Source organism: Cohnella massiliensis, from assembly GCF_900169535.1.
Classification (GTDB): Bacteria; Bacillota; Bacilli; order Paenibacillales; family Paenibacillaceae; genus Cohnella; species Cohnella algarum.
This window is the reverse complement of sequence record NZ_LT821258.1, coordinates 783,042-801,277: the sequence shown is the minus strand read 5'-3', so window position 1 is coordinate 801,277 and position 18,236 is coordinate 783,042. Positions and strand designations below refer to the sequence as shown.

Genomic DNA, 18,236 nt, shown 5'->3' with positions numbered 1-18,236 from the left:
TAACGTTTACTCACTTTCCTGCTGGATTCTGCCTTTCTCATAGTTACCCAGGCGTATACCTAAGCTTGTGAACAGGTAACCGCCGAGCAGGCTTGCTGCAATGTAGAGCAATGCTAATCCATAATGTGCTGATTGAAGCAATGTTACATTTTCATAACTAAAGGTCGAAAACGTAGTGAACGACCCAACAAATCCTGTTCCGAAAGAAGAGCGGAAGTGCGGATGTACCAAAAATCTTGTCGTGGTCAGCGTATAAAAGAGAGAAAGTAAGAAACAACCCAATAAATTAATCGTTAGCGTGTGAACCGGAAATGCTTGTCCAAAACGTTCTCCTATCCAAATGCCAAGTGAATAGCGGCTAATAGCGCCGAGCGTTCCGCCGACACCGAGATACACATAAATCAAATCGACCCCTCCTTTCCATTTTTTTGAAAAAAACAAACTCCTACCAGAATAAAAATCTGGTAGGAGTCATTAGCCGTTACCGACGGTTTATGGCGAACTCCATCGCCTTATGAACATGTTTTTATCTTATTTGAAATCGCCGTTCTAGTCAATCTCGATTTGTATTTTATATATCAAATCCAGATAGGTATTTAATTGTCTCAAAAAAAGGCAGCCGAGCAAGATAGTTTTTGGACAAGTAGTTCCGATTTTGCCCTAAAAATGAAATGAATATTAGAGGGATATTATTCATCCTCCATTGATCCTTGAAAACTAAATACAACCCTATCCGGTACGTTCCCCGCTTGGCCTAGAAGGATAGCCAAATTGCAGGCGCGCCACGACCATTTTGCCGGTTCTTGTTTTTGCATGTCTGGTTAGCGGAACCGTCAGAAAGCGAGCGATTTTGCCCATGCAATCCATAAATGGTGGTTCCATTTAAGGCGAAGATCCATGCGGAGGGATAATGATACTTCCGTCCAGCCATAGCTCATCGCAATGGGGGCGGCTTGCAGCGATCCTGGAAGAGGTTTGAAGCCTATGAGGACGGCTCACCACTGTCCGCCGGATAGGGTTAATGGAAGAGAAGCAACCAAAACAGAGGCGGAAACAGAGATGCGCACACGCGGTAATGTTTGTCACGCATCTCTGTTTTTCAGCTTTGCTGGATTATTGGGAGGTTTTTATGAACCATAAACTCATCCGGTACAGCATGCAAATCGCTATGATAAAACAATTACTGGCATTATCTTTGATTACCGAAAACGAATTTCATTTGATAAAGAACAAAACGATGCGGGATTACGGCATCATTTCGGACCTTACTTCTTGATTCGCACATTTGTCGGTCCGCCCATCTCTTATTAAACTGATGGCAAGTAAATAAGAATGGAGGACAACATCATGGCTCTCGAAGTAGAAGTAATTAAAGCAAGTAGGAAAATATCCGATCGCAACGCCGGAAAGTTATCGGATGTTCTTCGCGTTGCCCCTTATGCCCGCGTAAGTACCGACACCGAGGAGCAATTGAGCAGCTACAAGTCGCAAGTCGCCTATTACACCGAACTCGTTAGCAAACGAAGCGACTGGGTGCTGGTTGATATTTATGCAGATGAAGCCATAACCGGTACTCAGGTTACGAAGCGCGAGGATTTCCAGCGCATGATTAACGATTGTATGGATGGTAAAATTGATATGATCATCACGAAGTCTATCTCCAGGTTTGCAAGAAATACGCTGGACACGTTGAAATACGTCCGAATGTTGAAGGAAAAGAACATCGCCGTACTTTTTGAAGATGAGAATATCAATACGCTGACGATGGACGGCGAATTATTGCTCGTTATTCTAAGCTCCGTAGCGCAGCAGGAAGTGGAGAACATCTCCGCCAACGTAAAAAAAGGGTTGAAAATGAAAATGAAGCGCGGCGAACTGGTGGGCTTCCAAAGTTGTTTGGGCTATGATTACGATGTGAATACGAAACAGATCACCGTTAATCAAGAAGAAGCCGAAATCGTCCGCTATATTTTTGAACGATATACATCGGGGATCGGCGCTTACGTTATTGCCAAGGAACTGACTGAGGCGGGACATAAGACCAAGTACGGAAGAGTCGAATGGCAGGACACAACCGTTCTTGGTATCATAAAGAATGAGAAGTACAAAGGCGATTTGCTGCAAGGAAAGACATTTACCGTCGATCCCATTTCCAAGAGAAGACTGGACAATTACGGCGAGGAAGATCAGTTTTATGTCAAAAATCATCATGAGCCGATTGTCAGCGAGGAAGTATTTGAGAAGGCGCAGGATATATTGCATCGAAGAGGCGAAAATCGCCGCCGCGGCGCAAAAGGCAAGCGGGACAAGTACAGCAGAAAATTTGCTTTCAGCAGCAAGTTGGAATGTGCTTTCTGCGGAAGCAATCTCTCGCGGCGGAACTGGCACAGCGGAACCCCGCACGAGAAGGTGATTTGGCAGTGCGTGACAGCCACGAAAAAGGGGAAGAAATACTGCCCTCACAGTAAAGCCTTGGAGGAAAAGCTGATTAAGGGTGCTTTTGTCGAATCATACAAATTGGTGTGCCGCAATAATTCGGACGTGCTGGACGAGCTTATGAAAAGAATGGAATCGGTGTTTAGCGACCAGAATAATCAAAAGAGACTGAACAAAATTAACAGTGATATTCAGGCCACGGAGCAAAAACGTTGCAGACTGATTGATTTGTGCCTGGATGAGAAAATAGACAGGGCTACCTACGAACAGAAGTATGTGGAACTCGATACTTCGCTCACTAAACTGCTCGAAGAAAAGGAACAACTGGAGCAATCCGCACAAGATGAAATTGATTTGGGAAAGCGGCTTGAGCATTTCCGCAAAGTGCTTCAAACAAATGAGGTTCTGACCGCATTCGACCGAAACGTATTCGAAAGCATCGTTGATAAAGTGATTATTGGGGAGAACTCCAATCAGGAAAGTCCCGAGCCGTACAGACTGACCTTCGTCTATAAGACCGGCTTTCATAACAGCATCCAAAGCAAGATGCATAAGCAAAAAAAGTCCTTGCGAAGTGAAAGGGGGAGAGTGCCTTCCTATTCCGAGAACAACACATATCGAGACGGTTAGTTCCTTGATTTATAAAGGTTTTTAGCAGGTGTATGGGATAATAGGGGACGAAATGGGGACGCGAGGTAAATTCGCGTCCCCATTTTAATGCTGTTTGATGTTTGCCGGATACATGTGCATCCGATGGAGGTCGATGATCATATTGCCGCTTCTCAGAATATCCAAACCTATCAGTCCGTTAATGCTGCTTATATCGTCATGGAAGACGCCAAAGTCTAACGAGATATCACGTAGGATTAAATCGCCGATCTGGATTTGATTAACCTGCTTTCGGAACGAATACTCATCGCCACCAATTCCGAAGCTTCGCACCAATCTGTCTCCGTTTTCAAATTTGATGCCAACATCTGATACGATATCAGATGAAAGAAGGGAGTGTGCCGCTCCAGTATCAATCACTAAGTTATCTATTGTTAGTGAATGGTCTTTGTAGCAAAGTGTCATGGAAGCTTGAAGTAAGTTATCGATTAATTCTATCTGCATCTTATCGACCCCTGTATAGAGGATTTCTTCTAAGCTCTATAGCTATTTTCTCTTGACCCGTATGGTAGACAATGTTGTTATCTCTGCATTTTAACAGTTCCTTGGTTGCTTCATCTGGATCTTGAATTGCTTTGATCAGAGCCACTTCGTCAACGTATTGCATGCTATCCTTTGTATGAGAATTTAGGATTTCGAGAAGCACATATTGATCGGGGTAAATATTACGAACCTCTTGCCATTGCATAGGATAGCACCTCGCTTTTGGGGATTTTCTCTTTATTATACCATAATCCTAATAGTTAATGACTCGGGAGAGGAGTATGGTTCATCTTATTATTGCTTAGCAGACAAAATGGACTCGAACTTATCAGCAGCGGCTTTATCAGCTGAACGGAGGGCGAATTCATAGGTGTTCATTGTTACTTGAATATTCCCGTGGCCAAGTCGTTCTGAAATAATTTTCGTGATGTGATCGCCCGATCGGCGATGTCCACGTGTGGAGGACACCGCCCAAGCGAAGGCGCTGGAGTCATGGTTATCCACTTGTGGATTTGAGAAGGACGCTCGGTTATACACCTCTGCCGGCGTATGATTTTACAGCGACTGATGCGGCAAATAGTCATTCTGCAAGCCGATATATCGCTCCACGCCGCGTCGTACTTCCCGCGGACTGTTGTACTCGTTGCGGCCCTTGCCGTCCATGCTGATCCGAACCTCGTTTTCCTTCAGCAGATCGATATACTGCGGGCTGGTAAAATGACTGCCCTGATCGAGTTGCCAGTCCACGATGTACCGGGAATACCAGTCCATAACGGCATACAGATACATCCAGCCGTGTTTCATGCGTATGTACGTGATGTCAACCGACCACACGTGATCCGGATGATCGATGCAGAGCTTGCGCAGCCATGATCCCCATCTCTCGCATCCTGTAGCCCATGAACGCGTGCTCCGTGTACAACTCGTCAATCCGGTGCTTGAGGCGTATTTCCTCCGGAGATGGAGGAACCGGCTTATAGTAGGGGCCCAAGTAGGGTTTGCTGAACGATACTTTACCCGAAATTCAGGCTGAGGCGTCGGCGGAGCAGGATGGCAAATAGGAAGCCAAAAAGAACGCGCAGCCTGCGTTCCAGGTTCATCACCAGCAGTTGCAGCGTGATGGCGGACAGGCTCGTCTGCGCGAGACGCGCGCGAATACGGCCAAGCCCATATTTGCGCTTGCCTTCTCCAAATTTACCTTCGATGGCGTTGCGTTCGCCGGCATCCCGTTTGTCCTGGTTCCGTTGCTCGTTCGTCGAACCGTCCTTCCGCGGCCGTCCTAAAGCCGGACCGCTGAGCCGAATGCCATGCTGCTTGCAGAAGTTCCGGTTCTCGCGTGTGCGATAGATTTGATCCGCCTGCACGACGGCCGGATAATAGCCGAGGCGTCGGCGGTAGTTCTCGATCGTCTCGATGAGCGTGGTACTCTCGTTGAAGTTGTCCCAGGACGCCCGATCCAGGAATGCGTAGCCCTTCGTCATGCTGACGGCGAGCTTCGCACCGAACTCTACCCGCGCCTTCGCTTTCCCGCGCACGATCGGCCTTACATGCGGCTGATGGATGCTCACGATCCGGCCGTCGATCTGGTGCGATCGCCTCTGGTACATGTGAAGCTGCTGACGGTACAGTTCCTGAATCACCAGTAGATCGCGATACGCTTTGCGGCTCAAACGCGTAAGCGGCTGCGTCTTCACTTGCTCGGCGATGATGGCAAGGTTCCGTCCCACAAATCCCAGTTGCCGGCGGATCGCGCGGCGGATCACCTTCGGTCCCGGCCGGCGCTGCTTGGATACCGCCAGAAACTGCTTTCGCGCTTTCTCCCGGTAGGTACGCGGTTTCGCCGTTTGTCCGATCACCCGTTCATGCAGCGTATCGATGATCGCTTCGAGTTTCTCCCGCGCTTCGTTCAACAGATTCAGATCGGTCGGATACGCTACATCCGCTGGCGCGCAGGTGGCGTCCGCCAGCATCGTTCCTTGATTCGGTTGCTCCGGCGCTTCCGACACGGCGGCGGAAGCCTCCGCCTCATAAACATCCCGTTCGGTCGCTTCAAGTGGCGCTGCCCTTTCAACGGTCTGCGCCGTAGCAGACCGTTGCGCGGTCGATTCCATCGGCGTGTCTCCGAACCGCACTTGTTTCTCGGTCTTGGCCGTGTCCGTAGGTTGATGAGGCGCCTTCCGCCTGCGTTTCCCGCCGCCGCTTATGCCGGGACCCTCGTTGTCATCGGCTTTCGTTTCATTCGCGCCCTCGATCGGGACGATCTCGTTCAGCTCGGCCACCACGTCCTGCAGACGCTTACGGAAATGCGTCATCATCGAAGGATGAAACGGCGGCTTCATTGTGAAGCCGGACAGACCGATGAAGTATTGCATGTAGGGATTTTCGCTGATCGACTCCACCGTCTCTCTGTCGGTCAGTTGCATGCGCTCCTGAATGAGGAGCGCGCCGAGCCCCGTTCGCAGACTGATCGTTTGTTGGCCGCGAAAGGTGTTTTTGAAGAACTGACCGTATTTCTGCTCCGCCGCCGCCCACGGCACCAATCGCGCCAACCGGACCCAGCGATTCTCTTCGTCCAGCTTTCCGCCGAAGGGCAGAAAGAAATCGCCGGGCAGGAGCAATTGATTTTCGAGGTGCGCGGTCGGCTTGAACATTTTCGTCACTCCATCTGCAAGGGTTTTGGGCTGCTTTCGAACATTTCCTTTGCATATGATTTCGACAAATCGGCCTCAAAATCCTTGTGGTTATGCGGTTTTTGTCGGTTTTTCAAGCGTTCAGCAAGCCCTAATTATCTCCAACTAATCCGCCAACATAATTACCGGCACTTGACACATTCCCGCTGACAGAGCTATAGCTGATGTTTCCGCCATGATTTCTGCCAACTAAGCCGCCAACTGTCAACCTTCCTGTTACATTTACATTTACCAGTTTGACATTTTCGATTTTTCCGTAACTGCCCACCCAACCGAATAACCCAACATTGTCGATATCCGTTCGATTAATCGTCAAGTTAGTGATTGTATGACCGGCTCCGTCAAAACGACCTAAAAAATTTGCCGAGGCATTTCCTATCGGCTCCCAATTCGAATAACTGCTCAAGTCGATATCATTGCCGAGCTTATAGGAAGAACCAAGTTTATCCCTGACGCTATTGAGTTGATCGGCGTCCGTGATGATATACGGATCAGTTGCAGTTCCCGAACCTGTCATGGGCGTCCCCGCCGCATCGGCCGGGTGACTGTACAAGAACGGTTGGATGATAGAAAGCAGCATTAACAAAAACAATCCAAGTGAAATTCTGCGTTTCATGTTTTTCTCCCTTCGAATGATGTCAAAAAATGACGAAAGTCTAAGGACAGGATACCGATCATCGCTTAACAAACGCTTAAAGCCCTCCTTGAACGATCACTGAAATACCGGCGAAGAAATACGCGATGTGCTGGACGAAGCCATTCGTTATTCGCAAGGAATTACGCAGTCGACAGGCGCCCCTATTCGTGCATTTGAGATATGACGTTTACCTAAATGCAGAAGAGGGCGTCAAGAGCGCGTACAATATTGAAGTAAAAGATCGGGAGACAAGGCCGAATCGTCAAAAGCAAGCGAAGCGCCTGCAAGCGAGTCTTCCGAAAAGAACGAAGCTTTAACACCTATACCGTGGCCGAGGGAGATAATCTCTTCAGAATTGCTCAGGCGGAATTGGTAAAGAGGGGAAGAACCCCTCTTTTTTTTTCATCCTTAATGTCGGTTTGAATCCATATTTAAGCATAGTTCTCCATCATGCTGGTTAAATAATTACAAAAGTCCGCTACGTAAGATTTGGGCTCTATGATTTTCAGATGGGTGCCGAAACCGGCTAAAAATTGAAATCCTACACTGTTTTGAGGAATATGAACGGTGGCTAATAAAAATTCGGAACTATAATTCTCAATGCTTTTTCGACCGTACCTTTCCATGAATTGATCTTTTATGCTGGGCGATATCAATGCCTTAACCGCGACGAGCTGCGGTTGAAAGCTTGCTTCGCGTTCTTGTTCCGACCAATCGCTTCTAGGGTGAAACGTTCTTTCATCCATCGCAAGGTGATCGATCCGGGATAATTTAAACGTGCGATATCCCTGACGATGCAAGCAGAATCCTTTCAGATACCAGCTCGATTCGCTAAAATGTAGCTCGTATGGCTCGACCGTGCGATTCGTTACAGCGCCATTTTTATCGATATAATCAAATGAAACCAACCTTCTCTTCGAGATGGATTCTTGGCATATTTTCAAGGTTTGAACCATTTCGGACCGGCCCTCCCAATCATAGAACGACAGTTGAATGGAACGATTCCGAGACAAGGGGCTAACCATGGCTTCTATTTTTTTTATCGTCAATTCAACTTCTTCGCTAAGGAGAATTTGCTCCAATCCGCCAAGCGCAGTCAATATATTCTCGATGTCGGTATTGCTTAGTAGACGTTTATCCACCTTATATTCATCCATAATGCCGTAGCCGCCATTCACCCCGTTGATCGAATAGATCGGAATGTTGGACAAGCTCAGGGTTTCCATATCGCGAAGGATCGTTCGTTTGGAAACGTTGAATAATTGCACGAATTCGCTTGTTGGAACGACCTCTTTTTTCAGCAAGATCATGATGATCGAAATGAGTCTCTCGACCTTGTCCATATTCGCCCTCTTTTTCTTTGTTTTATCTCGGAACGGTGACAATAAGCTGTCACCTTTTATCCATTATACTACATGTATCTTAAGAAGGAGGTATTGCTTTATGCCAGCTATTGCCTATTTGAATTTTGATGGAATTGCCGAAGAAGCGATTGAATTTTATTCGGGGGCGTTAAAGGCGACTGAAGTGAAGAAAGTGAAATTCAAGGACTTCCCGCAAGATCCAAACTATCCGATGCCGGAAAATGAGTTAAATATGATCATGGAGTCATCGATCGAATTCGGCGGCGGGAAAATCATGATGTCGGATCTTTTGCCTTCCATGAAGACGGTAACGGGCGAGTTGACGAAAGGGAGCAACGTATGGATCAGTCTGGTCAACGAGAATAAGCAAGAACTGGAGGAATACTTCAATCGTTTGTCTGCCGGCGGCCATGTGATCATGCCGTTATCCGATACGCCCTGGTCTTCGTGCTTCGGAATGCTGGTGGATCGGTTCGGGGTCTGCTGGAAATTTAATCGGGACGCGGATAAGTTTCTGGATAACGTCATAGCCAACCAAAAGTAACCCGCTCCCCAAAAAATGGTCTTTCATGAGGCCATTTTTTTTAGTTCGATCTTTGTCTATGTGCAGCGACCTCGCGGATTAGAAAAGGGGGCATTTGATTGATGGAAATTGAAAATCGGGTTCCGGCAAAATCGAGAAAGGATCTAAGGAACTGGCTGCAGGAGAACGGCAAGACGGAAAAGTTTTGCTGGGTCCCGGTCAGCATGACGCCTACCCCTGATCGATTGTTATATTTGGACGCGGTCGAGGAAGCGTTGTGCTTTGGATGGATCGACGGAGTCAAAAAGAAAATTTCCGAAACGGAGCTGGCTCAAAGACTGTCCCCCCGAAGTAAAAAAAGTTCTTGGACGGAATTGAATAAAGAACGTGTCCGCCGCCTTGAAAAGTTGGGGTTCATGACGGACGAAGGGAGAAAGGTTCTTCCCGATATGGATCCCCGTTCATTTCGAATAGATGAGGTTATCGAGCAAAGGCTGAAAGAGGATAAGCAAGTCTACGATCATTTCCTGGCATTTCCGGATCTCTACAAAAGAGTTCGGATCGACACGATCCAAAGCATCAAGAATCAGCCGGAATTGTTCGGGAGCAGATTGGACAAATTCATAGCAAACACAAGAGAAAACAAAATGTACGGCCAATGGAACGATCATGGGCGTCTGCTGGATTATTAAGATTTGGATGCTCAGGGGCTTTTCAAGCCTTCAGGTCAGGAAAGAACGGTCCGCCCAATCAATACTTTCACTCTACTCAGTAGTACCTTTATAATGAAGATGTATTCGATAGGAGGTGGAATGATTGAAATATTTTATTACGGATCTACACGGTGAGTACAACGGACTGGAAATCCTGTTGAAGCATGCAGAGATCGATTTTGCCAAGGACCAGGTTGTGTTCGGCGGCGACTATATCAATCGAGGGAAGCAAAGCGGTAACGTCATCAAGCGGATAAAAATGTTGTCCCAGGCTTATCCCCAAAATGTAGTTGCCCTGATCGGCAATCACGAGGAGATGGCGAGGGATTATTATCTGAGCGGAGACAAGCTGTGGCTAAGCCACGGAGGGCGGGAAACGTTAAGGGACTTCGAGAAGACATTTTCCGGAGCCGAATTGAAAGAACATGTTGAATGGGTATGCAATCTTCCGATGGTTTACGAAGATGAAGAGTTCATCTATACGCATGCCGGTTTGAATCCATACGAGCCGCTGGATAAACAAAGCAGAGAAATCCTTTGGATGCCGGAGTCCGACTTTTACAGTATCTCAAAGGAGCACTTGTTCAGCTTAACGCGAAATAAACCGGTGATTCACGGCCATACGCCTGTCGAGCGAATTTATTTTGATGGGGGGAGGCTTAATTGCGATCTGGGAAGTCATACCTATTTCATTGAAGAGGAAAGAGGGCTTGCGCTGGTCGATTTGAGCCGAATGACTTACTTTGTTTATAAACAGTTTACAGGCAAGGTTGAAAAGCGGAAAATATCAAGATTTTAATACCGCATTCCTAAGGGGAACGAGTTTATTTTAGTATGCAGGAAAGCTTAATTCTATAGACGGTTTGGCGAATGCAAGCCGGATTCTACCCTCCACTTTTGCCCTGTTCGGGCCCTGAATGACGCCCCTCCAATCGGTCGAGCCAGGCCGAAACTACAGCGAAGAAACTTCTTGACCATCTAGTTTTAATTCGGCATTATATTCCAGCTTTTTATTGACAGATAGGCGAAAACACGGTATATTTATTTACTGTGCAATTGATAATCATTATCAAGGAACTTCGACATGGATGCAAGCAAGAACAAATATATTTTTGAGAAGGATGGATACGCGGAATGAATGCAACGAAAAGGAAATCCTTAATGACCTTATGGGTCTCGGCCATGATTCTGGTCCTGCTGGCCGCTTGCTCGGCCAATTCCTCCAATGGCGAGTCTTCGCCATCTCCGTCCGGTAGCGCGGCGGCAGCTACGGAAACGCCATCTTCGGAAGCTCCGGCATCTTCGGAAGCCGCGGTTGAATATCCGATCGTCATCCAGCATGCGCTTGGCGAAACGATCATTGAAAGCAAACCCGAACGCGTGGTGACCATTCAATGGGCCAACCACGATGTCGCTCTGGCGCTGGGCGTTGTTCCCGTCGGCTTCTCCGCGGCGAACTTCGGCGTTCAGGACGGCAGCGGACTGCTGCCCTGGACCAAGGAAAAGCTGGACGAGCTTAACGTAACCGAACCAAACGTGTTCCAGGATACGGACGGCCTTGACTTCGAAGCGATCTCCGACGCCAACCCGGACGTGATCCTTGCGGCCTATTCCGGCATTACGCAGGAAGATTACGATTTGTTGACGCAAATCGCTCCCGTTGTCGCATATCCGACGGCTCCGTGGGCGACAACATGGCGAGAGCAGGTGACGTTGAATGCGACCGGCATGGGCATGGCCGCCGAAGGCGAGCAGCTCATTAAGGATACGGAGGCTTTGGTGAGCGAAAAACTGAGCCAGTACCCTCAATTGAAAGACAAAAAAATCGTTTGGGTCAATTTCAACGCGCAGGATTTGTCCAAACTGCATATTTATACGCCCATCGATTCGCGCGTTTCCTTCCTGCATGAAATGGGACTCGTCTATCCGGAAAGCGTCACGAGCCTGATTACGGACCCTAACAGCTATTCCTTGTCGTTGAGCGCGGAAAATGCCGAGGCTCTAAACGACGCGGACATTCTGGTCGGTTATGGCAACGACGAGTTGTATCAAGCCGTTAAAGCGGACTCCCTGTTGGGCAAAATCCCTGCAATCGAAAGAGGATCGGTCGCGTTTATCGACAGCGACACGCCTCTCGTAGCCGCAGGCACGCCAAATCCGCTGTCGATCGCCTACACGATCGATGAATATTTGAGCCTGCTTGGAGCCGCCGCCGACAAAGTAAATGAATAATTCATCGATTTCGAACACCGCTCGGCTAAACGCGCATATCCCGAGGAGATTCCCCCTGGTTCTGACCCTAGGCCTCCTCCTCCTCGGGGTGAGCGTATTCGCTTCTTTGGTCTTCGGCTCCCGGCCGGTCCGCATTCACGAGCTGATCGACGGTTTGTTCCGCCCGGAAGCCGATTCCTACGGGGCAAACATCGTACGGAAGAGAATATCCCGGACCGTCTTCAGTTTATTGAGCGGCGCGGCGCTTGGGGTTTCCGGATCGCTCATGCAATCGGTCACGCGCAACCCGCTTGCCGATCCCAGCATTCTGGGCGTCAATACGGGAGCCTCGCTATTCGTGGTGATCGGCATGGCTTTTTTGGGCATAACCACCGCGAATCAATATATATGGCTAGCTTTAGCCGGGGCTGCGATTACGGCAGTCTTCGTGTTCGGAATCGGCTCGATGGGGCGTGGCGGCGCTACGCCCATTAAGCTTGTTCTGGCCGGAGCCGCCGTAAGCGCCGCCCTTGCTTCGCTTGTTTCCGCGATTCTGATCCCGCGTTCCTATGTCATGGATCAATTCCGATTCTGGCAGGTGGGAAGCGTGGGGGCGGGCACCTGGGACAGCATCGGAACGTTCGTCCCGTTTCTAATCGCAGGCTTGCTCATCGGATTTATTGCGGCGCCGGCGCTCAACGCCCTCGCGCTTGGCGACGACGTCGCGACGGGACTTGGCGTGCGGACGGGAACGCTTCGGCTGATCGCGGCGATGGGGGGCGTCTTGTTATGCGGGGCGACCACCGCGCTCGCCGGCCCTATCGGGTTTATCGGTCTTTTAGCCACGCACGCCATTCGCCTGATCCTTGGACCGGATTTGCGCTTCGTCATTCCGATGTCGGCCCTCGCGGGAGCGATTATTTTGACCCTGTCGGATGTCGCCGGAAGGCTTCTCGGAAGTCCCGGCGAGCTTGAAGTCGGCGTCGTTACGGCGTTTATAGGCGCCCCTATCCTTATCATTCTAGCGATGAGATCGAAAGTGCGGTCATTATGACAAATCCATCTATTGCAATAATTGCGGCGGGCAGGCGCCAAAGGCGCCGCCGTTTTATTCTCGTCACAGGCCTCCTGTTCCTTCTGGCGTGCGTGCTTTGCTGCGCCATGCTTTTACTCGGGAACACGATTTATCCGGTCCAGGAGGTCGTTCGCGCGCTGACGGGAGATTCCGTCAAAGGCGTGTCGTTCGCAGTGAACATGATCCGCCTTCCGCGAATGCTGGCGGGCCTGTTCGCAGGCTTTGCCTTCGGCATTGCAGGCTATACCTTTCAAACCATGTTGCGCAATCCGTTGGCGAATCCCAACGTCATCGGCATTACGTCCGGCTCCAGCGCGGCCGCCGTTTTCTGCATTACCGTCCTCAACGCGAACGGTTCGGTCATTTCCGCGGCCTCGGTCATTGCCGGGCTGGCTACGGTGCTGTTCATTTATGCATTGTCGAGAGGAAAGGCCTTTTCCATCGGGCGGCTCATTCTGATCGGGATTGGCATACAAGCGATGCTGGATGCCCTGATTTCCTATCTGCTGCTGGTCAGCGACGAGCAAAACGTTCCCGCGGCGGCAAGATGGCTCGCGGGCAGCCTTAACGGCTCCCAAATGAGCGAGCTGGCGCCTCTCGTCATTGCCGTCGTCATCTGTACGCCGATCATTATGGCGCTCGGCAAGCATCTCAGCCTATTGGAGCTTGGAGAGCAGTCGGCTTTTTCGCTCGGCGTCAGCACGGACAAAACAAGGATCGGGCTTATCGTCGCCTCCGTCTGCATGATCGCTATCGCTACGGCCACCACGGGACCGATCGCCTTTGTTTCCTTTCTTTCGGGGCCGATCGCAAAAAGATTGGTCGGCGCAGGCTTCTCCGGCGCCCTTCCGGCGGGCCTTGTCGGCGTCAATCTCGTTCTGGCGTCCGATCTGGTGGGGCAATTCGCCTTCGAGTACAGGTTCCCCGTCGGCATCATTACGGGAATACTCGGCGCGCCGTATCTGATCTTTTTGCTCATCCGCATGAATCGAAAGGGAGAATTGTGATGAAACCGACGCATACGTTTCAGGTCGAAAATCTCGTAGCCGGCTATGAAAATAAAACGGTCATCCACGATGTGGGCCTGGTCGTACCCGGCAACAAAATAAGCGTCATGATCGGGTCGAACGGGTGCGGGAAGTCTACGCTCCTGAAAGCGATGGCGCGGCTGATCAAGCCCGAGTCCGGGTCCATTACCCTTGACGGCAAGCCGATCGGCAAATTTCCGCCCAAGGAATTGGCTCGTGTCGTCGGTCTGCTGCCGCAATCTCCGATCGTGCCGGAGGGCATTTCGGTGGCGGATCTGGTCGGACGAGGCCGGTTCCCTCACCAATCTCTGCTTGGCGGCTGGTCGAAAAAGGATTACGCGGCCGTTGCCGAAGCCATGGAAATCATGAATATTACCGAATTCGCCAACCATCCTATCGACGAGCTGTCGGGCGGCCAGCGGCAGCGGGTCTGGATTGCGATGGCTCTGGCGCAGCAAACCGATATTCTGTTTCTCGACGAGCCGACCACCTTTCTGGATATTACGTACCAGGTCGAGATTCTGGACCTGCTCACCGACATTAACCGAAAGCACGGAACAACCATCGTCATGGTGCTGCACGACATCAACCTGTCCTCGCGGTACGCCGACCATATCTTTGCCCTGCAAGGCGGCAGGCTCGTCGCCGAGGGCGCGCCGTCAACGGTCATTACAAGCGAGTTGATCAAGGACGTGTTCGGGCTGGACTGCACGGTGATCGAGGACCCCGTCTCGGGCTCCCCGTACGTCATTCCCATCGGGCGCCATCATGTCAAAGACGCCGTAAGGACGACATAAGTCGGTGAAAAAATCCGGTTACAAGATCGCCCCGCCGCGATGCTTGGCCGGCTTTTTTTCTTTTTCGCTTAAGCAGGAACGAAACGCCAAGCGGTGGACAGTATTGTAAGGGAAGATACCCTATGTATTTAGTTGTTAATGTTAAGGCAAAAATGTAAAATTAGTTAAAATAGTATAATGGGAGGATATTTTAATGTCCGAAAATTCTACGAACATTGCCCTCGGTAATATTCAGGATGCGATAGAGGGAGTTGATCGTTCGATCAGATCCTTTTTTTCTGAAATGACCAATAAGCTTGATTATCTCAATATCAACCTTACCGTGCTCAACGTTTTGATTGGCGCACTTGTCGTTATTTCGTTTTTGAGGTTGTTGAGAGAATGGAATAAAACGAAGTAGCGCCTTCAAGCAAAAGCTATCGGTGTTATATCCTGCTCGATGAATAATACGAGAGGGGGGATCGGTATTCGCACCAGCCGAACGAAGAGTTCTTCTATCCGTATGTACGGTGCTCGTCCCCCTCTTGACGCCCCCCATCCCCCCTATGTTACAATCTGACCGACAGACAGTCGGTCGAGGGTGGGGGTGCACGAATGAGAATCGTAAAAACGGCCGGGGAACGGAAGAACGAAATTTTGGACGCGGCGGACGAGTTGTTCGGTCAGAAGGGCTTCGAAGGCACCAGCACGAACGATATTCTCGAAAAAGTCGGGATTGCGCGGGGGACTCTGTATCATCACTTCAAGTCGAAGGAGGAGATTATGGACGCGCTGATCGAGCGATACGGCGCGCGTCTGTTAAGCGCGGCCCGGGATGCGGCCTCGGACAAGAGCGTTCCCGTCGTCGAGCGTATCATCCGCGCCGTGATGGCGTTGAATTTAAGCGGGGGAAGCCGCGAGGAAATCATGGAGCACATCCACAAACCGCAGAACGCGCTGATGCACCGGAAAATCCAAACGGTCGTCCTGAACGGCGTCCCCCCGATCCTGACGGACATCATCCGCGAGGGCATGGAGCAGGGGCTGTTCAACACGCCGTTCCCGTACGAATGCATGGAAATGGTCGTCATTTACGCGAATGCCGTTTTCGATGACGATCTCGTCCCGCTGACGGACGAGGAACGCTTAACGCGCATGCAGGCGTTCGTCTTCAACGCGGAAAGGCTGCTCGGGGCCGAAAGCGGAAGCCTGATGTCCGTCATGCGGATGTTCGGCAGCGGAAATCGGGACGGCCATGAGTAGCGCCACGGCAACCTGAAATCGATTCGACAGCATGAAAGCAGAGGTGGCCCATGTATTCCAGAATCATCCGCAACGACATGATCAAGAGCAAAACCGTGACGCTGGCAACCGTTCTGTTCGTCGCCGCCGCCGGCATGCTCGTTTCGCTCGCGGCGATCCTGACCGTCCATCTTTCGAGCGCGCTGGATACGCTGATGAAAACGGCGAAAACGCCGCATTTCATGCAGATGCATTCGGGCGATATCGACACGGCGCGGCTTGCGGCGTTTGCGGAACGGAACGGCAACGTCGAGGAATTTCAAGTGCTTGAATTTCTCAATATCGAAGGCGCGCGGATTCGATTGGGCGACCAGTCGCTTGCGAGCAGCGTTCAGGACAACGGGTTCAGCGTGCAGAGCGAGAGTTTTGATTATTTGCTCGATTTGGACGGAAATGTCATCCGCGTATCCGACGGCGAGCTCTACGTTCCGGTTGCCTATATGAAGGACCATACGGTAAAAGCGGGCGACAGGGCCTTCATCGGCGAAAAGGAGTTCACGGTCGCGGGATTTCTGCGCGATTCGCAGATGAACTCCGCGCTCTCTTCCTCGAAGAGATTTTTGGTCAGCGAAGGCGATTTCGCGGCCATCCGGAATGCCGGCAGCGTCGAGTATCTGATCGAGTTCCGACTGAAGGATTTGTCCAAGCTCGGCGCGTTCGAAACCGCGTATGCTTCCGCAGGGCTCGAAGCGAACGCCCGACGGTGACCTATTCGCTTTTTCAAATGCTGAACGCCCTTTCCGACGGATTGATGATCGGGGTCATCCTGCTCGTCAGCCTGCTGGTCGTGGCGATCGCCTTGATGTGCATCAGGTTTACGCTCCTGGCGAAAATCGAAGACGACTACCGCGAAATCGGCGTGATGAAGGCCATCGGCATGCGCGTTTCCGACATGAAAAAAATCTATCTGGCCAAATACGGGGCGATAGCGGCGGGAGGCGGCGTTCTCGGGTTTGCCCTTTCGCTCCTGTTCAAAGACATGCTTCTCGAAAATATCCGGCTGTATATGGGGAAAAGCGGAAATCCCTTCTATGCCGCTCTGTTCGGAATCGTCGGCATCGCGCTCGTGTTCCTCGCCGTCATGGCTTATGTCGGCCGGGTGCTGAACCGCTTCCGGAGCATTTCCGCCGCGGAAGCCATTCGTTTCGGCTCTTCGCGGGAGAAAATCGCGGGCGGAAGGCGTTTTAACCTGAGCGAGAATCGGCGGCTCGGTACGAATGTTTTTCTCGGGCTCAAGGATGTTCTCGCCAGGAAAAGACTTTACGCCATCATGCTGGCGGTGCTGGTCATTTCTTCCTTTATCCTGATCGTTCCGCAAAACCTGCATCATACGATTTCCTCCAGCGGCTTCGTCCAATATATGGGGATCGGAAGCTACGACTTGCGCATCGACATTCAGCAGACCGACCGGATTTCCGAGAAAACCGCCGACATCGCCGACGCGATGCGAAACGACCGCGACATTGCCCGATACGCCGTCCTGACGACCAAGACGTTTCGGACAACGAAGGTGGACGGCTCGGAGGAGCTTATCAAAATCGAGCTGGGCGACCATTCGGTTTTTCCGATTCGATACTCCTCCGGCAGAGCGCCCGCAGCGGACGACGAAATTGCGCTTTCGGCCTTGAACGCCGATGAGCTGGGCAAGAAGGTGGGCGACGTCCTCGCGCTGGCGATCGAGGGGAAGGAGAAATCCTTCGCGGTAAGCGGAATCTACGCCGATCTCACGAATGGCGGCAAAACCGCAAAGGCGGCATTCGCCGACGATTCGGCAGAGACGATGTGGAGCGTGGTGTCTGCCGAACTGGCAGACCCGGCTCTTGCCGGCAGCAAGGCTTCGGAGTACGCGGACAAGTTCGGGTATGCCAAAGTTTCCGACATCGCGGAATTCGTCGAGCAGACCTTCGGATCGACCGTCAGCTCCGTAAAAAGGGCCTCCAACGCCGCCATAGCCGTATCGCTGATCGTCGCGGCGCTGGTGACGCTGCTGTTCATGAGACTGCTTGTGGCCAAGGACCGATATTCCATTGCCGTCCTGAAAGCGTTCGGCTATACGAATTCGGATATAACGTCGCAGTATGTTACGCGTTCGGCCTTCGTTCTGGCGGCCGGAATCGTTCTTGGCACGCTGCTGGCCAACACCCTCGGAGAAAAGCTTGCGGGAGCGGCGATCTCTTCGTTCGGAGCGTCCGGCTTTCAGTTTGCGGTCCATCCGCTTTCGGCGTATTTGCTCAGCCCGCTGATGCTGATCGGCGCAGTGCTTGCCGCCACCTTGATCGGCACCCTGAACGCGGGGAAAGTCCATATTTCCGAACAGATAAAGGAGTAG

At 51.1% G+C, this 18,236-nt stretch carries 16 protein-coding genes, 2 pseudogenes and 1 riboswitch; of the genes and pseudogenes, 11 read left to right on the top strand and 7 right to left on the bottom strand.

Annotation, left to right across the window (positions count from 1 at the left end; all coding sequences use genetic code 11):
* Positions 1–6 precede the first annotated feature (6 nt).
* On the bottom strand, positions 7–396 hold the full coding sequence (gene crcB, locus B7E11_RS13130) for a fluoride efflux transporter CrcB (RefSeq protein WP_245809723.1): 390 nt from the start codon (positions 394–396) through the stop codon (positions 7–9).
* 62 nt (positions 397–458) lie between these two features.
* Positions 459–521: riboswitch (Fluoride riboswitch) on the bottom strand.
* Between the two features lie 826 nt (positions 522–1,347).
* On the opposite strand from crcB, the gene B7E11_RS13120 reads away from it, so the two are divergent.
* Positions 1,348–3,066: a recombinase family protein gene (locus tag B7E11_RS13120; protein ID WP_080834998.1), complete on the top strand. Its 1,719-nt coding sequence runs from the start codon at positions 1,348–1,350 to the stop codon at positions 3,064–3,066.
* 84 nt (positions 3,067–3,150) lie between these two features.
* On the opposite strand, the gene B7E11_RS13115 is transcribed toward B7E11_RS13120, so the two are convergent.
* The 6 genes and pseudogenes from B7E11_RS13115 to B7E11_RS13085 form a co-directional block, all read right to left on the bottom strand.
* A complete protein-coding gene (locus B7E11_RS13115; RefSeq protein WP_080834995.1) occupies positions 3,151–3,549 on the bottom strand; it encodes a retropepsin-like aspartic protease in 399 nt (132 codons plus the stop codon).
* Between the two features lies 1 nt (position 3,550).
* On the bottom strand, positions 3,551–3,793 hold the full coding sequence (locus B7E11_RS13110) for a hypothetical protein (protein ID WP_080834992.1): 243 nt from the start codon (positions 3,791–3,793) through the stop codon (positions 3,551–3,553).
* A 350-nt stretch (positions 3,794–4,143) separates the two neighbouring features.
* Positions 4,144–4,570, bottom strand: a pseudogene (locus B7E11_RS13105) (transposase); the annotation flags it as partial.
* A gap of 31 nt (positions 4,571–4,601) precedes the next feature.
* Complete coding sequence (locus tag B7E11_RS13100; protein WP_080834987.1) at positions 4,602–6,239, bottom strand: IS5 family transposase; 1,638 nt, start codon at positions 6,237–6,239, stop codon at positions 4,602–4,604.
* Between the two features lie 130 nt (positions 6,240–6,369).
* The gene (locus B7E11_RS13095) at positions 6,370–6,894 is read right to left on the bottom strand and encodes a GLUG motif-containing protein (protein ID WP_139787169.1); all 525 of its coding nucleotides are present in this window, start codon (positions 6,892–6,894) and stop codon (positions 6,370–6,372) included.
* A gap of 452 nt (positions 6,895–7,346) precedes the next feature.
* Complete coding sequence (locus B7E11_RS13085) at positions 7,347–8,258, bottom strand: helix-turn-helix transcriptional regulator (protein WP_080834979.1); 912 nt, start codon at positions 8,256–8,258, stop codon at positions 7,347–7,349.
* 100 nt (positions 8,259–8,358) lie between these two features.
* Here B7E11_RS13085 and B7E11_RS13080 point away from each other — a divergent pair, with 100 nt between their 5' ends.
* From B7E11_RS13080 to B7E11_RS13035, 10 genes and pseudogenes are all read left to right on the top strand, one after another.
* Positions 8,359–8,823 carry a VOC family protein gene (locus tag B7E11_RS13080; RefSeq protein ID WP_080834976.1) on the top strand — a complete coding sequence of 155 codons (465 nt, stop codon included), beginning with the start codon at positions 8,359–8,361 and terminating at the stop codon, positions 8,821–8,823.
* 101 nt (positions 8,824–8,924) lie between these two features.
* Entirely contained in the window at positions 8,925–9,494 is a 570-nt protein-coding gene (locus tag B7E11_RS13075; RefSeq protein WP_080834973.1) for a YdeI/OmpD-associated family protein, read from the top strand.
* A 124-nt stretch (positions 9,495–9,618) separates the two neighbouring features.
* Complete coding sequence (locus B7E11_RS13070; RefSeq protein ID WP_080834971.1) at positions 9,619–10,314, top strand: metallophosphoesterase; 696 nt, start codon at positions 9,619–9,621, stop codon at positions 10,312–10,314.
* Between the two features lie 335 nt (positions 10,315–10,649).
* On the top strand, positions 10,650–11,747 hold the full coding sequence (locus B7E11_RS13065) for an iron-siderophore ABC transporter substrate-binding protein (RefSeq protein WP_080834969.1): 1,098 nt from the start codon (positions 10,650–10,652) through the stop codon (positions 11,745–11,747).
* Entirely contained in the window at positions 11,740–12,780 is a 1,041-nt protein-coding gene (locus B7E11_RS13060) for a FecCD family ABC transporter permease (RefSeq protein WP_080834967.1), read from the top strand. The genes B7E11_RS13065 and B7E11_RS13060 overlap by 8 nt, the downstream gene beginning before the upstream one ends.
* Positions 12,777–13,808: a FecCD family ABC transporter permease gene (locus tag B7E11_RS13055; RefSeq protein WP_080834963.1), complete on the top strand. Its 1,032-nt coding sequence runs from the start codon at positions 12,777–12,779 to the stop codon at positions 13,806–13,808. Before B7E11_RS13060 ends, B7E11_RS13055 begins: the two co-directional genes overlap by 4 nt.
* On the top strand, positions 13,808–14,626 hold the full coding sequence (locus tag B7E11_RS13050) for an ABC transporter ATP-binding protein (RefSeq protein ID WP_080834961.1): 819 nt from the start codon (positions 13,808–13,810) through the stop codon (positions 14,624–14,626). Before B7E11_RS13055 ends, B7E11_RS13050 begins: the two co-directional genes overlap by 1 nt.
* A gap of 193 nt (positions 14,627–14,819) precedes the next feature.
* A complete protein-coding gene (locus B7E11_RS13045; protein WP_080834958.1) occupies positions 14,820–15,026 on the top strand; it encodes a hypothetical protein in 207 nt (68 codons plus the stop codon).
* Between the two features lie 194 nt (positions 15,027–15,220).
* Positions 15,221–15,868: a TetR/AcrR family transcriptional regulator gene (locus B7E11_RS13040; protein ID WP_080834955.1), complete on the top strand. Its 648-nt coding sequence runs from the start codon at positions 15,221–15,223 to the stop codon at positions 15,866–15,868.
* A gap of 50 nt (positions 15,869–15,918) precedes the next feature.
* Positions 15,919–18,236 (top strand): annotated as a pseudogene (locus tag B7E11_RS13035) (ABC transporter permease).

Bases quoted from the DNA above. Each gene is read 5' to 3' on its own strand.
- B7E11_RS13120 (WP_080834998.1), top strand. From the start codon at position 1,348: ATGGCTCTCGAAGTAGAAGTAATTAAAGCAAGTAGGAAAATATCCGAT.
- B7E11_RS13115 (WP_080834995.1), bottom strand. From the start codon at position 3,549: ATGCAGATAGAATTAATCGATAACTTACTTCAAGCTTCCATGACACTT.
- B7E11_RS13110 (WP_080834992.1), bottom strand. From the start codon at position 3,793: ATGCAATGGCAAGAGGTTCGTAATATTTACCCCGATCAATATGTGCTT.
- B7E11_RS13100 (WP_080834987.1), bottom strand. From the start codon at position 6,239: ATGTTCAAGCCGACCGCGCACCTCGAAAATCAATTGCTCCTGCCCGGC.
- B7E11_RS13095 (WP_139787169.1), bottom strand. From the start codon at position 6,894: ATGAAACGCAGAATTTCACTTGGATTGTTTTTGTTAATGCTGCTTTCT.
- B7E11_RS13085 (WP_080834979.1), bottom strand. From the start codon at position 8,258: ATGGACAAGGTCGAGAGACTCATTTCGATCATCATGATCTTGCTGAAA.
- B7E11_RS13080 (WP_080834976.1), top strand. From the start codon at position 8,359: ATGCCAGCTATTGCCTATTTGAATTTTGATGGAATTGCCGAAGAAGCG.
- B7E11_RS13075 (WP_080834973.1), top strand. From the start codon at position 8,925: ATGGAAATTGAAAATCGGGTTCCGGCAAAATCGAGAAAGGATCTAAGG.
- B7E11_RS13065 (WP_080834969.1), top strand. From the start codon at position 10,650: ATGAATGCAACGAAAAGGAAATCCTTAATGACCTTATGGGTCTCGGCC.
- B7E11_RS13060 (WP_080834967.1), top strand. From the start codon at position 11,740: ATGAATAATTCATCGATTTCGAACACCGCTCGGCTAAACGCGCATATC.
- B7E11_RS13055 (WP_080834963.1), top strand. From the start codon at position 12,777: ATGACAAATCCATCTATTGCAATAATTGCGGCGGGCAGGCGCCAAAGG.
- B7E11_RS13050 (WP_080834961.1), top strand. From the start codon at position 13,808: ATGAAACCGACGCATACGTTTCAGGTCGAAAATCTCGTAGCCGGCTAT.
- B7E11_RS13045 (WP_080834958.1), top strand. From the start codon at position 14,820: ATGTCCGAAAATTCTACGAACATTGCCCTCGGTAATATTCAGGATGCG.
- B7E11_RS13040 (WP_080834955.1), top strand. From the start codon at position 15,221: ATGAGAATCGTAAAAACGGCCGGGGAACGGAAGAACGAAATTTTGGAC.